This window comes from Methanolobus vulcani (assembly GCF_900100715.1).
GTDB classification, from domain to species: Archaea; Halobacteriota; Methanosarcinia; order Methanosarcinales; family Methanosarcinaceae; genus Methanolobus; species Methanolobus vulcani.
Genome location: NZ_FNCA01000008.1, coordinates 89805 through 104148 on the forward strand (window position 1 = coordinate 89805; position 14344 = coordinate 104148).

The 14344-nt window shown below is 37.6% G+C and carries 16 protein-coding genes; 7 read left to right on the top strand and 9 right to left on the bottom strand.

Annotation, left to right across the window (positions count from 1 at the left end; all coding sequences use genetic code 11):
• The first annotated feature begins 36 nt into the window (after positions 1–36).
• Both BLP52_RS11425 and BLP52_RS11430 read left to right on the top strand, forming a co-directional pair.
• The gene (locus tag BLP52_RS11425) at positions 37–999 is read left to right on the top strand and encodes an NAD(P)-dependent alcohol dehydrogenase (RefSeq protein WP_091710616.1); all 963 of its coding nucleotides are present in this window, start codon (positions 37–39) and stop codon (positions 997–999) included.
• Positions 1000–1218: 219 nt separating this feature from the next.
• The gene (locus BLP52_RS11430; protein ID WP_091710617.1) at positions 1219–1824 is read left to right on the top strand and encodes a hypothetical protein; all 606 of its coding nucleotides are present in this window, start codon (positions 1219–1221) and stop codon (positions 1822–1824) included.
• Between the two features lie 77 nt (positions 1825–1901).
• Here BLP52_RS11430 and BLP52_RS11435 read toward each other — a convergent pair whose 3' ends face one another.
• From BLP52_RS11435 to BLP52_RS11445, 3 genes are read right to left on the bottom strand one after another with little or no spacing between them, the layout of a single operon-like run.
• Entirely contained in the window at positions 1902–2681 is a 780-nt protein-coding gene (locus tag BLP52_RS11435) for an alpha/beta fold hydrolase (protein ID WP_091710618.1), read from the bottom strand.
• Positions 2659–3930 carry a radical SAM/SPASM domain-containing protein gene (locus BLP52_RS11440; protein ID WP_238380821.1) on the bottom strand — a complete coding sequence of 424 codons (1272 nt, stop codon included), beginning with the start codon at positions 3928–3930 and terminating at the stop codon, positions 2659–2661. The genes BLP52_RS11435 and BLP52_RS11440 overlap by 23 nt, the downstream gene beginning before the upstream one ends.
• 26 nt (positions 3931–3956) lie before the next feature.
• Entirely contained in the window at positions 3957–4670 is a 714-nt protein-coding gene (locus BLP52_RS11445; protein WP_238380818.1) for a hypothetical protein, read from the bottom strand.
• A gap of 300 nt (positions 4671–4970) precedes the next feature.
• Here BLP52_RS11445 and BLP52_RS11450 point away from each other — a divergent pair, with 300 nt between their 5' ends.
• From BLP52_RS11450 to BLP52_RS11460, 3 genes are all read left to right on the top strand, one after another.
• Complete coding sequence (locus BLP52_RS11450; protein ID WP_091710620.1) at positions 4971–5576, top strand: methyltransferase family protein; 606 nt, start codon at positions 4971–4973, stop codon at positions 5574–5576.
• Between the two features lie 55 nt (positions 5577–5631).
• Positions 5632–5916: a ferritin family protein gene (locus BLP52_RS11455; protein WP_091710621.1), complete on the top strand. Its 285-nt coding sequence runs from the start codon at positions 5632–5634 to the stop codon at positions 5914–5916.
• A gap of 149 nt (positions 5917–6065) precedes the next feature.
• Positions 6066–6935, top strand: coding sequence for a cation diffusion facilitator family transporter (locus BLP52_RS11460; protein WP_091710622.1), 870 nt, complete (start codon positions 6066–6068; stop codon positions 6933–6935).
• 45 nt (positions 6936–6980) lie between these two features.
• Here BLP52_RS11460 and lon read toward each other — a convergent pair whose 3' ends face one another.
• Positions 6981–9377: an endopeptidase La gene (gene lon / locus BLP52_RS11465; protein WP_091710623.1), complete on the bottom strand. Its 2397-nt coding sequence runs from the start codon at positions 9375–9377 to the stop codon at positions 6981–6983.
• 80 nt (positions 9378–9457) lie between these two features.
• Positions 9458–9889 (bottom strand): MarR family winged helix-turn-helix transcriptional regulator, encoded by a 432-nt coding sequence (locus BLP52_RS11470; RefSeq protein ID WP_238380819.1) that lies wholly within the window; start codon positions 9887–9889, stop codon positions 9458–9460.
• A 152-nt stretch (positions 9890–10041) separates the two neighbouring features.
• On the opposite strand from BLP52_RS11470, the gene BLP52_RS11475 reads away from it, so the two are divergent.
• Together BLP52_RS11475 and BLP52_RS11480 are read left to right on the top strand one after the other, a co-directional pair.
• Positions 10042–10269, top strand: a complete 228-nt coding sequence (locus BLP52_RS11475; protein WP_091710625.1) for a ChaB family protein — start codon at positions 10042–10044, stop codon at positions 10267–10269.
• A gap of 107 nt (positions 10270–10376) precedes the next feature.
• Complete coding sequence (locus tag BLP52_RS11480) at positions 10377–11036, top strand: YggS family pyridoxal phosphate-dependent enzyme (RefSeq protein WP_091710626.1); 660 nt, start codon at positions 10377–10379, stop codon at positions 11034–11036.
• A 10-nt stretch (positions 11037–11046) separates the two neighbouring features.
• On the opposite strand, the gene BLP52_RS11485 is transcribed toward BLP52_RS11480, so the two are convergent.
• The 4 genes from BLP52_RS11485 to BLP52_RS11500 form a co-directional block, all read right to left on the bottom strand.
• Complete coding sequence (locus BLP52_RS11485) at positions 11047–11811, bottom strand: helix-turn-helix transcriptional regulator (RefSeq protein ID WP_238380822.1); 765 nt, start codon at positions 11809–11811, stop codon at positions 11047–11049.
• 71 nt (positions 11812–11882) lie between these two features.
• Positions 11883–12668, bottom strand: coding sequence for a helix-turn-helix transcriptional regulator (locus tag BLP52_RS11490; RefSeq protein WP_091710628.1), 786 nt, complete (start codon positions 12666–12668; stop codon positions 11883–11885).
• 149 nt (positions 12669–12817) lie between these two features.
• Entirely contained in the window at positions 12818–13606 is a 789-nt protein-coding gene (locus BLP52_RS11495) for a helix-turn-helix transcriptional regulator (protein WP_238380820.1), read from the bottom strand.
• Between the two features lie 226 nt (positions 13607–13832).
• Positions 13833–14231 (bottom strand): hypothetical protein, encoded by a 399-nt coding sequence (locus tag BLP52_RS11500; RefSeq protein WP_091710629.1) that lies wholly within the window; start codon positions 14229–14231, stop codon positions 13833–13835.
• Positions 14232–14344: the final 113 nt, after the last annotated feature.

A 14344-nucleotide genomic window follows, 5' to 3' on the forward strand; every position in this document is an offset into this window, starting at 1 on the left:
ATAAAATAAGGTTCAATGACTTAGCAGGTTGGGATTATGAAAGCAGTTGTGTATGAAAAATATGGTTCACCTGATGTCCTTGAATTCAGATATATAGATAAACCTGTTCCAAAGGACAATGAGATACTGATCCAAATTCATGCAACCACCGTGAACAGGACGGATTGCGGTCTTCGCAAAGCTGATCCTTTCATTGCAAGATTTTTCACAGGTATTCTCCGCCCAAAGAATAAGGTTCTTGGAACTGAGTTCTCCGGGGTCATTGAAGCAACAGGCAAGAGCATAAAGGAATTCAAAACTGGTGATAGTGTCTTTGGTCACAGTGGTGATAAGTTCGGGACGCATGCTGAGTACATATGTCTGACAGAAGATGACCCGATAGCATTTAAACCTCAGAATATGACCCATGAGGAAGCCGCTTCGATCTGTGACGGAGCAACACTGGCATGGACATACCTGAGCAAAGCTGATATTCACAAAGGGCACAAAGTTCTCATCAACGGGGCATCAGGTTCTATTGGTACAGCCGCAGTAATGCTTGCAAAATACCGCGGAGCTGAAGTCACTGGAGTGTGCAGTACTGATAATGTGGAAATGGTCAAAACTCTAGGAGCTGACAGGGTGATAGATTATACAAAGGATGATTTCACAAGAGATGCTCAAAAATTCGAAGTTGTCTTTGATGCAGTGGGAAAAAGTTCATTTTCACGTTGCAAAAACATCATAAAATCCCGTGGGATATATTTTTCTACTGAACTGGGATTTATGGCCCAAAATCCATTCCTGGATATTCTTACATCGAAGATTGGTAATAAGAGAGTGATGTTCCCTCTTCCGAAATACACAAAAGAAGATGTCCTGTATTTTAAGAAGCTTATTGAAGGTGGATATTTGAAAGCTGTAATAGACCGTTCTTATCCACTGGAAGATATTGTGGAAGCTCACAGGTATGTTGAAACCGGCCATAAAAAAGGAAATGTTGTAATCACTCTGGTTTAATTCTTGCCCTGATATCACTAATCTAAAATCCTTTTTTTCCTTTTTTAATCTCTAAAATGAAAAATAGGAAAGTTTATCTTGTCTGATTTTGCATACACATTCATAAAATAGCTAATAGTTAATTTTAAGTATTATTAGCTAAGTAATGTGCTTCCGTGTACAACGAACTGTACCATCAATTCGTTAACCAGCAACTAAAATCCCTTCGGAGTTATTACCATGAAAATGCCTACACAAATTAAACATGCTTTGATAGAAGCAATGATATCACAATATACTGAAGATTTTCCTTCATGTAAGATAAACCAGGAACCGCTTACATTCCAGGTTGCTGTAGGCAAAATCCTTGAGGATACGGAAGTTTTCGGAATTACGCAATCAGATATCAAAGAAACTATTGCAGCAAATCCGGGTTCCCTGTCATTAAATGATGATTCAGAATACCTGCAATTCACTCCGCCGTTTATCAGAGAATGTGATTCCTACAACAAGCTTCTTGATTACATGCAGGAAAGCACAAAAGCCAACAGGAAGTTCACTGTTGAATACGATCCCGCGATAAGAGAATCTCTGATATACAACTTCTTTAGTGGAAACATTGTCCTCATGGTTCCTGAAGAAATGAGAAGCCTGACGCAATTGAGATTTGCTCTCATGGCAGGAGGAAGCAAACTCCGTGCCATTATTGATGACACCGGTGGATGGATCTATGTGTTCCCTAAATATATCATGGAATCCATGGAATGCGGTAAAATGCCTTCTAGAGACACAAATGTTAATATGGTGATCGCAAGTTATCTTGCAGATGTTTTCCCGGATGAATAATTAAAACCGAATTAAATTGAAAATAGAAAATGAGCTCATGGATCCATGTTCTCATATATTTTTTCTTCTATTTCACTTTAATTAGCAGATTGGAGATATTCATAAACAATATCATTAAACCTGCCATATTGTTCAATTGAACACACATGACCACAGTTTTCAATAACCTCTACCCTGGAATTTTCCATTTTATTGGTATGCAGTTTTGTGTCTTTTAAGAATAGATGGTCCTCACTTCCTGATACAAAAAGGATTTTGATATTGTCATCAAGTTCATCTAGCCATCTTAAACTAGGTTTTGTCTGGGGTATAAGGTCTACCCATCTGCAAAATTCATCGTAACCAAGTTTCTCTGCTTCAGTTACGAAGATACTTCTTGACCTGTGATGATTCTTTCTTGGAAGTATGATATAGGCGAAGAATCTGTAAAGGATCATGTAATTGATCCATCTTTTGAAGTTGATGGCCAGATAAAGCAGGAAGTTTGTTCTCAGATTGAATTTTACAATTCCACCACCCATGATAAGAGTGTCAACCTTTTCAGGATAGAGGACAGCAAAACGCAGGCAGATCAGAGTACTAAAGGAAAAGCCCAGGAAATGGGCTTTTTCAATTTCATGATAAACCAATGTGTTATTGATCAACCTGCAGACTTTATCGATTTCAAGGTCACTGACCTGCGGTTCCTTGTGCATCTCCAGCACAAGCAGGTTGTAATGTTGTGAAAAGAACTCTGTCTGCTTTTTCCATGTCCTGGCACTGCCACCGAATCCATGCACGAATACAAGCCACTTAGCAGAATCACTCTTTAAGTGAAATTCTGCATTGAATCGTTCAAACTTTTCTTCGTCTGCCATCGGTTATTCCTTTCTTAAAGGCAAAATACCTCAGGAATTTGGGGAAATTCTTCCGGTTATTTTCAGGCATTCTCTGAAAAAGGTCATCAGCCAGTTCCTTCCATTCCTCTGCACGTTCAAAGCTCTTACTGGCAAGCTCTTCGGCAGATTCGGGATTTGCCAGGTGAGTTGACTTTGCACCTCCGGCTTTCACAACATCAATGATAGCCTGTGGATTATCGATCAAAGGACATGGACGCAAGGGGTTATCTGAAAATGGTTGTGCTTCCCTGAATGTGGTAAAGAACTTTGAACGCAGTGCATCTGCAAGTGAAACATCATAGATGTTCGAATCTGAATAATGACAAAAGGCACACGGTTCAACATCACCTTTTGCGTTGATATGTGCAAAGCCAACACCAGCTCCTATACATCCAAAGCAAAGATGGCCGTTGTTCCAGAAATCAACGATCACATAATCGTGCTTTTCACAATAATCTCTTATTTTCTCATGCACATAAGCTCGTTCTTCTGCGGTACACATAAGTGAGGTATCAGCTGTGCTACCAATTGGAATATACTGGAAAAGCCAGCCAAACCATGCTCCTTTTGCACGCATCAGGTCAAGGAACTCATCACTGGCTATGGTCTTATAGTTCTTTGAGTGGTAACATGCTGAGAATGCAAAACCGATATTTCTGTCTCTCAGGATATCCATAGCCTTTATTGCTTTAGTGTAAACTCCTTCGCCTCTTCTAAAGTCGGTCTGCTCCTGTGTTCCTTCGATGCTTATGAAAACATTAAGATTACCAAGTTCAGCCATTACATCGGCAAACTCTTCATCTATCAGAGTGGCATTGGTAAAAGCACCGAATGTCATTTTATTATGTTTTCTGCAAAGTCTGATGATGTCATCTTTCCTGAGAAGAGGTTCACCGCCTGTCATCAGACAGTCCATAATACCTAACTCTTCAGCCTGGTTTAGTATATCATCGAATTTCTCATATGAAATATTGTGACCGCTCTCATAATCCTGTGACCAGCAGCCTTTACACCTTAGATTGCAGTCACTTGTAGGATCTACAAGAAGAACCCTTGGAATTGAACATTTATGCTTGAATCCATTATACAGTTCCTTCAATGTGATGAAATCACCCATTGTAAGGTGACTTGCAACGCCTTTTGCTGTAAAGAATTGTTTACTCCGGTACACGTAAGCTTTGTGATGTGGGAATGGAGGAATTTCCTCTTTTTTCCCATTAATCATCATATGTTTCAACAGAAAACCCCGCAAACTTACTTTTTGGTCACGGATACTTTCTGAGGAATAACGCCATCAAATACAAACTCACCATCTGAGTTGGATGTCAGGCTTTTAATTTCGAGTCCGGGGACTACTGTATAAATGCGGGGGAAATATTCATCCATTGTGTTTACACTATCTTCGTTCAGATAGTCTTCAGGAAGAGAGACTGCTCCAAGATAGAAACTCTCAGGGTCACCGCTAAGTTGGTTATTTGTGATACTGATCTTTCCTTTACTGTAAATGTTGAGTGTATCCGGTAATGGAATAGGAACATCGTCTGCAACATCAGCGTAAAGATCGGTCTTCAGTCTCTTTATATCAGCAGTGCTTGATCCTTCCATGGTACCATCAGGCAGAACCTTTACCTGGAGATTGTCGAACCACCAGAATCCGGGTGCAATTTCATTTAAAAGCGCCGTGGATTCTTCCGCAGTAAGCGTGAATTGCTTTTCCTGATAGTCAGAGAATTCAAAATTGTAATCATTAATGGATTTCTTTTCTGCGTTCTGTTTGTATTCTTCTAGCTCTTCACCTGACATGCCTTCGAATTCTATCTGCATTCCGGTCTTTTCAAGTGCGCTTACATAATCCTCATGAGTGTATCTGACACCAAGATCCTTAGGTCCGAATAATGAAAAGCTTCCATATACCCAGAAAATACTACCTAATACCACCAGACCAACAGCTAATATAACTAATTTCATATTTCCTTTAATTGTATCACCAGCCAACATACAAATATAATTTTGCAAATATTATAATGATTGCACCATATATATAAATCAATATCCTACCCTGATCGATAAATATCAATGGCTATATATCATTAGTTCTTGTCCTGTTCTTTCAAGCAAAGAGAATATATTGAATAAAACAGCAACATTTATGTCATTGAACAGAGGATGAATATATTCTTTACTATATGATTTGATAAATAATAGAAAAAGACAGCATCATAAGTCCTAAATAGAACTTTATTTAACTATATCAATGGAGGTTGAGGTTTGTTATCATCAACATTGGTTCTTGTTCTATGTCTTGTGGGGTTTGCATTGATCCATAGTCTTCTTGCAAGCCTGCCTGTTAAGCGAGTAATAAGACGGTCTTTAGGATCAAAAGCAGACAGTCTGTACATGCCAGTCTACAATCTCATTGCTGTAATTACTCTCATGCCACTGGCATATCTGTTATATGAGAATCCAGGTCCTTTACTATATATTATACCATCTCCCTGGCGCTGGTTCATGGTAGCAGGTCAGGTAATTGCTTTAATAGTGGGTCCAAGAGCTTTAAGAGATGCACCACACAGATTCCGGTTGCCAGCCCAGTTATCGGCACCAAACACATCTGAAGCAGGCCACCTTGATATACATGGTATCTACAGGTGGATAAGAGATCCTTTCCTTCTTTCAGGGCTTGTGATAATGTGGCTAACACCTTTTATGACAACAAACCTGCTTGTAATTTACATCCTGACTACGATTTACCTTATAATAGGTTCACTTCACTGGGAAAGCAGACTTGTAGCACAATTTGGTGATGAATATCGTAATTATCAGAAGCATGTTCACAGGATAGTTCCAAGATTAAAAGCGTACTATGAACAGTAATTCAATCCTCCCATAAAATATATACAATTTCATAACCAATAAACAACTGATTAAAATGATGCATGAAGACCGTAGCAAGATGTCTGAAAAGACTTTAAACATGAAAAGAGCTATCGATTCTTTAAGAGAGGAACTGGAAGCAATTGACTGGTACAATCAGAGAGCAGAATCATGCACTGATGAGAACCTTAAGAAGATCCTTATTCACAACGCAGATGAGGAAAAAGAACACGCAGCAATGCTTCTTGAGTGGATCAGACAGCATGACGATGCTTTTGCACATGAGTTAAAAGAATACCTTTTCTCAGAAGAAGAAGACATAGCAAGCCTTGAAGAATAAGGCTTGATCTTTTTTATCCTTATTATTCCTTTTTTTAGTCAGAATGATGATTTTGATAACTGTCTGTCAAATAGCTAAGAAATAGTTGCTTATCATAAACTGTATGTACTTAAGGAAAACTTAACAGTCATACAGACAATAGATAAAGTATGGGTGACAGGGAAAAGAATGTGGGGTTTGCCGCCTCTTTAAATATATTATTTACACTAATCGAACTTGTAGGCGGAATATTAACTAATAGTCTTGCTTTGATGGCTGATGCGTTGCATGACTTCGGTGACAGTATTGCATTGATCGTGGCCTGGTTTGCTGAAAAACAGGCAAAAAAGCCGGCAACAAACAGAATGACTTTCGGATATAGAAGATTGTCATTATTATCAGCGATATTTGTTACCATCGTTCTTATAGCAGGTTCATTGTTCATATTATCTCAGGCGGTCCCACGTCTGATGAAACCTGAAGCTGTGAATGCCGAAGGTATGATATTGGTAGCAATGATCGGAATTACAATAAACGTTCTTGGCTATTTGAAATTAAAAAAAGGAATAAGTCAGAATGAAAAGATACTTTCATGGCATCTTATGGAAGATATTCTGGGATGGATAGCTCTTCTTACGGGTTCTGTCATTATCAGATTATGGGATATGCCTATTGTCGATCCATTGATGACAATTGGATTCACACTTTTTGTATTGTGGGGCGTTACTAAAAATGCAAAGGAGAGTTTTAATCTTCTTTTACAGGGAGTTCCTGAACAAATTGACGTCGATGCCGTCAAAGAATCCATACTCTTTATTGAAGGTGTAAAAGCAGTGCATGATATTCATATTTGGTCCCTGGAAGGTGAAACCAATATTTTGACAGCGCATGTTGTTGTTAAAGATAAATATCTTCAAAAACCTGATGAAATCAGACTATCTATAAAAAATAAAGTAAAAGAGTACCACGTATATCATTCCACCCTTGAACTGGAAAGTGAAGGATATTGTTCTCAAAAAGAATGTTTTTTTGATATCTGAATTCAAATTAAAAAAGAACAGGAAGCCAAAAGCTTCCATTAAATTTTAAATTTCACTTATTCCATGATGATGCAGACACTGTCCTGAATAGCATGCCATAGGCCTGTGCAGATCAATATCAAGGGCTTCTTTGAGTACATCTTCAATTGTTTCAACCGGCACGAATTCCAATTCATTTCTGACATCCTCAGATACGTCCTCAAGATCCCTTTCATTCTCATGTGGAAGAATGATCTTTTTTATACCTGCTCTGTGTGCTGCAAGCACTTTCTCTTTTATTCCTCCAACTGGCAGGACCGCACCACTGAGGGTAACTTCACCTGTCATGGCAAGTTTGGAATCAACTGCCTTTCCGGTTATAAGAGATGTAAGTGCAGTAAGCAGCGTTACACCTGCAGACGGACCGTCTTTTGGTGTAGCTCCAGATGGCACATGGATATGGATGTCACTTTCTGTGAAATCAAAGCTGTTTGCAGTGTTTGCAAGCCTTGACTTTACAAGACTAAGTGATATCTGTGCAGATTCCTTCATCACGTCTCCAAGCTGCCCTGTAAGGGTGAGTTTACCCTTACCTGGCATGAAAGTACCTTCTATGAACAGGATATCTCCTCCAACAGGGGTCCATGCAAGTCCGGTCACAACACCAGGTACATTCTCTTTACGGGCTTCATCCTGACGTATCAGTTCCTTGCCAAGTATCTCTTTCAGCATGTCAGCATTCACAACATACGGAAGTTCAGCCTTACCAGACACTATCTTTTCAGACACAAATCTTGCAGTCCTTGCAAGCTGCTTTTTCAGACCTCGAACTCCTGCTTCCCTTGTATAGTGATCAATGATTCCGTCCAGTGCCTCATCTTTTATCTGAAGCATAGTCTCATGAAGCCCGTGATCTTCCAGTATGTCCGGAAGCAAATGGTCCTTTGCAATTGCAAGTTTCTCATTCTTTGTGTAGCCTGATATTTCTATAATCTCCATTCTGTCAAGCAATGGACCGGGGATGGTTGAGAGCGAGTTGGCAGTTGCTATGAACAATACATCGGACAGGTCGTATGGGACTTCCAGGTAATGATCAGAGAACGCATTGTTCTGCTCCGGGTCAAGGACTTCAAGTAATGCACTTGCAGGGTCTCCAGAGTAGGAAGCTGAAAGTTTGTCTATCTCATCCAGTATGAATACAGGATTTCTGGTTCCTGCCTTCTTTATACCCTGAAGGATCCTTCCAGGCATTGCTCCGATGTATGTCCTGCGATGTCCGCGTATCTCAGCTTCATCCTTGACACCTCCAAGACTTATACGTACATATTCCCTGCCAAGAGCATCTGCAATACTTTTACCAAGACTGGTTTTTCCAGTTCCAGGAGGACCTGTGAAGAGAATTATAGAGCCCTGCTTCTCATGTTTTAGTTTCATTACAGCAAGGTGCTGTATAATTCTCTCTTTTACCTTTTCAAGACCGTTGTGATTATTTTCAAGAACCTTGCGCGCTTCGTTGATATCGATGTCCTTCTTTTCTCCGTTTGTCCATGGGAGATCAAGCAGAAGGTCAAGGTAATTCCTGATTATGTTCGCTTCAGGACTCTGAGGACCTGCAGATTCCAGTTTTCTAAGTTCTGAAGTAGCTTTCTTGTGAATCTCCTCAGGCATATTAGCATTATCAATTCTTTCCTGATAGCCGCCTTCACCTGAGATTGGGTCATCGGCTTCATTAAGCTCTTCCTTGATCACCTTAATCTGTTCACGCAGCATAGCTTCACGATGTGTCTTGCTCATCTTTTCGCCAACTTTCGTTGCAAGTTCCATTTGAAGCTGAATGTTCTCTTTTTGCTTTACCAGTATGTAGAAGAATTTCAAATAGCGTTCACGAATGGAAAGTGTTTCCAGTAGTGCCTGTTTTTCTTCCACGCCCACAGGCAGATAAGGCATGACATATCCCATTATCTGGTCAATTGACTCCATATCATCAATAGGTCTGAGGAAATGTTCTGAGCGCTGGAAATTTTCTCCAATATTTTTTATAGTTCGTTTTGTGTCATGAAGTATAAATGCTCTCATATCCTCCTCAATATCTTCTATATCGGGAAGTTCTTCATATGTTGCGTAGAACATTTCGTTTTTCTGATACAAAGAAACAATTTTAATTCTTCCGACAGATCTTGCAGATATTAAGTAGCCTTCACGGGCAGGAGTAACCGATTCTATTTTAAGGAGGTTTCCTACCCTGTAAAGATCATCTTCTAACATTTCAGTAAGCTTTGCATCTTCTTTAATGGTCAGGCCTACTGCATATGTTGTTTCCTGTTCATTTTCTATCTTTGAGAGCAATATCTCTCCGGCATTTCTATCAGCCAGGAATTTTGTGTGGCTTTCAGGATAGACTACTATCTCGGAGAGCCTGATTATTATACTCTCATTTTCTATGTTATTTTCCTGTGTTGTCATTATAATAGTCTCATTTTCCAGCCTTTTTGGCTGTATTTTAATTAGTTAGTCTTTACCTAATGAATGATTTACAAAAAAAATCATTTTACTTTTTTCAGAATTCTCACAAGCGTTTTTATCTCATCTTCAGTTAATGAGTAGTTCATTTTTTCAGTTAGCCGGAACAAAGCCTTTTGTTCGCAGCGACATATTGTCTGTCCTTTTTCGGTAAGACAGATATGAAACACCCGGCCATCCTGCAGAGATCGTTTTTTATAAACACATTCCATCTGAATGAATTTGTTAATCATCTCCGAAATTGTGGGTTTGGAATTGCTGGTAACTTCAGCCAGCTTGCTGAATGTTATTTCCCCATACCTGTCAATTATTTTCAGGTATCCTATCTGTTTCAGGGTAATATCAGGTAATCCACATCCACAAAGGATTTCAGATGAACACTCACTTTTTATTTTGAAGAGATTCTCAAAGATCAAAAATAAATGTTCATTATTCCCCGTCATATCTCGATCCAATCAATTAGTTAGGCTTTACCTACATATATAGTTTTTGCTCTGTTATGCTATAATTAATTTGGTTAGCGTATCAGGAAAGATTTATACGATAACAAATAAAACGTAGAACATATTCTAAAAATAATATCGTAATATTCAGGGGGAGTGAAAAAATGCCTTACGATAAATTAAGTGAATTACCTGATGGTGTGAAGGATAATCTACCAAAACATGCTCAGGAGATATACAAAGAAGCATTTAACAATGCATGGGATCAGTATAAAGATCCGGAAGATAGAAAGGGAGATGCTTCACGTGAAGAGGTTTCCCATCGTGTTGCATGGTCTGCTGTGAAACAAAAGTATGAAAAGAACAGCAACGGAAACTGGGTAGAAAAATAAGTGTATTAATTTTTCCGGCATACTTTCAGAATACGGTTTACCTTATAAAAGAGTAAGTAATCAATAGTACAAACCATATATTAACAAAGTTATCGCCGGGAACACAAATGTCAATCACTGAAAATATAACTTCGATTCTGAATGAAATTGCAAACACACAACTTATCTGTGTTACAAAAACCGTTGAGCCTGAAAAAATGAATGAGGCTATCAAAGCAGGTGCAACTATAATAGGTGAGAACAGGGTCCAGGAATTTGAGGAAAAAGCTGACAAACTCCTTTCATGTGAAAAACACATGATAGGACATTTGCAGACAAATAAGGTGAAAAAAGCTGTAGAGTATTTTGATGTGATCCAGTCTGTGGACTCTCTTAAAGTGGCTCAGGAAATAGATAAAAGAGCTGAGGATGCCGGCAAGATCCAGGAAGTATATCTTCAGGTGAATATAGGCAATGAGCCACAAAAACATGGTTTTAAGCTTGATGATATAAGACAGGAAATTGGTGAAATAGAATCACTCAAAAATATCCGGGTTACAGGAATGATGTGTATTCCACCTTATGTTCCTCCAGAGGAGGCACGTCTTTATTTCAAACAAATGAAATCTCTTTTTGATGAATTGAAAGCAGAAACTGAAGGGAAGTTCGATAATATTGAACTAAAAGATCTTTCCATGGGAATGTCCGGTGATTACAAAGTCGCTATAGAAGAAGGAGCCACCATGGTCCGTATTGGTTCAGCTATTTTTGGTGAGCGGAATTATTGATTTTTTCATATTAGATCTCTGTTATCAATTCAGCATCCTTTTCGTAAAAGTCGTAGAGGCCCTTTGCCCACTCACGTCCTTCAGGACTCACACAAATTATCTGTTTATTGCTGAATTCATTATTTTTGGAAAGCAATCGCAACAAGAATCCGTTATCAGTTACCGTAAGAGAACATATTCCTATAGTTTTTGGATATGAGTAAATTCTAAGATTATCAAATGAAAGGAAATACTGGCAGGTATCAGGCATTTCGTTTATAAGTTTAAAAGTAAGTTCTTTACTATCAATAACGTAAATGTTGATATTACTATCTAGTAATTGCTGTAGCACCGGGATGGTCCCCGGATGCATGAAAGTAAAAACAAAATACACTGCCTCTGATCCAAGTGCCTCTGCAAGATATTCTGCATTCAATTTTTGTGAATCCACATGATCTGGCTCTATGAGAACAAAATCTTTTATTTCTCTGATACGTTTCAGGAACTGTTGTGGAATTCCATCAAAATTATGGGTTGATAGATAAGAATTGCCTTTGTCAAATGTTTCAAGTGTTTCAAAGAAAGGTTTTGCTTCATTAGCCAGCAATTTTCCAATTCTTGTGAGCTTATAATTGCTTCCTGAATGAGAAAGGATATTGTGCTTTTCCATAATCTTTAATTGTGGAAGTAATGATGTTCTTGTTGTTTTCAACTGTTCAAGAAGAAATGTGATATCCTTTGGTCCATCCTGTAACAATATAAGAGTATTTTTTCGTTTCTCTGAAGCAAAAATCACATCTAACAATGACTTAATCACAACACTTCACTTCCTTGGGAAAACATATTTACAAATCAAATTCACAGGCATCAGACATGATTTATAGGCTTTGCATCTTTTAAATAATAATCAAATAATTCTTTACCCCATTGCCGTCCCTGAGGACTCAGACAAAGCACCTGCTTATTACTGAACTCATCATTGCTGAACAATAATCTCAAAAGAAAACCCGCATCAGTTACAGTAAGGGAAGAAATCCCAACTTCTTTTTCATATATGTAGAATTTTACATTGTCATATGCAATATAATGTCTGAACTCTTCAGGCCATCCTTCAATTAATTTATCGACCAGATCTCTGGTGAAAATAATCTCAACATTGATGTTATTATCTGCAAGCTGTCCCAGAATCCAGGGACATGCAGGATGCATGAAAGTAAATACAAAATAGACAGCTTTAGATGCTAATGCAACCTTGAGATAATCAGAATTCATCTCATGAGCATTGACAACAGTTGGCTCAACTAAATTATAGCCTCTTATGTCACTGATCCTTTTAAGGAAATCTTCAGGTATACCGCCAACTTTGTGTGTGGTCAAATAATTACTATTCTCATCAAGAGTTTCAATAGTATTCAGGAAAGGTTTCATCTCATCGACCACAATCTTACCGATGTTTGTAAGTCTGTAATTATCACCTGATTGGCATATGAGATTACTTTCTTTTAGTATCTTCATCTGTGGAAGCAATGCTGGCCGTGTAGTATCAAGACTGGCAAGTATGAATGGCATTTCTTTTTGCCCATCATACAACATCAAAAGCACATGCTTTCTTTTTTCGGAGTTAAAAATAATATCTAGCAAGTCCTTTTTCATATATTGATACCTTCTGGTAGTTTAAAACAAAACCTCCACCACTTTGATAAATCTCATAGAAAATACCAACCAACCAAAATAATGTTAATCTTATTTTATAGCTACTAATATTTAATCTCTACTTTAAGATATATATAAATCTAACAATTTCATAAACCTGTGATCCTAACTGCATCGCTCATAAAATGATCGAAAAGGTCCCTGCTCCATTTATAAGCTTCAGGATGACAACAGTAGATCTGCTTACTGCTAAATTCATTATTAGCAAAAAGTAACCTAAGGACAAAACATTCATCACTCAATGAAAGAGATGAAATCTTTATGTCTTTTCTGTAAACATAAAATTTAGTTCTATCACAATTCAGTGCTTTTTTAAACTGGTCTGACAATTCATTTTTGATCTTATCATACAGATCCTGGGTGAGTATTATAGAAATATCAATATCCATTAAAAGATAATTGGCAAGTATTTCTGGAAAAGTAGGATGCAGAAAAGTAAAAACAAATCTTAAAGATTTAGATGTTTTTGCTTTTTCAAAGAAGTCCTTGTTAATCTCGTATGTGTTCACAAGGCTTGGTTCTATTATCTTGCAGGTTCTTATTTCGCTGATACGCTCAAAAAGATAATCAGGTATTGATTCTGTATTGTGAGAACTTAAATAATTACTGTGTTTGTTAAGCGCTTCAATAGTATCAAGGAATGGTTTCATTTCGTCGACCACAATTTTGCCAATGGTGGTAAGCCCGTAAGAATCTCCTGATTGGTAGACAAGGGAATGATCTTCAAGGATTCTTATCTGGGGAAGAAGGGCCGGTCGATTAGTGTCCAGCTCCTCTAAGAGTTTTTTCATTTCCTGAGGACCATCTTTTAACATAAGAAGTACGTATTTTCTTTTCTCAGAAGCAAATATGACATCTATAAGCTGTTTTTTCTTCAAAGTTCAACCCTCTTGAGAATGTACCAAATATCCTGTCCTTCAAAGTGAAATTAAATTTGACCTATAGTTAAATTTGTATTCTTTTTCCTAAACATGTATACCTACTCATTCATAAGCTTTTATATTTGAACTCTATCTTCTTCCTGTTTTTTAATGATAGTAGATTACATATTTAGTAAGTATCATTAATAAGAATAGTTCTAAGAACTCATTATCCCTTAATAGATCAAATTCTATGTTCTTTCATAGCAAATCCATTTTCTGAGATGGAAATGTAGGGCTCATTCCATGGATTGTAATCAATGTATAAAGAAACAGAAGAATTATCATCAAGAGTACTTTTAACACGACACCCACATTCTTCATCAATAAAATAAGTCTTTGCAACAAGAACAGGAGGTTTGGCTTTTTCCAAAGTTTGACCCGGACTCAGGTAATAGTCTTTTTTGTGTATCGACTGATTTTGAGGGTCAAAAATCTCCACAGTTATTTTGTGATCTACAGTGTCAATATTCTTTATTTGATAGAATGATGTGGGTGTACCTACGATCAAAAAAGGCATTAATACATACAAAAAGAGGAAAGACACCAGTAGACCACCTGCAATCTTGTATGCTATTTTCATGTTTTCACCCACTTTCCAGATAATCCTGGTTCATAATTAGAACTTTGTAGAATTAATTATCAATATACTATTTCTTTCTTTTTATTAACCAATATATTATAATATATAATGAA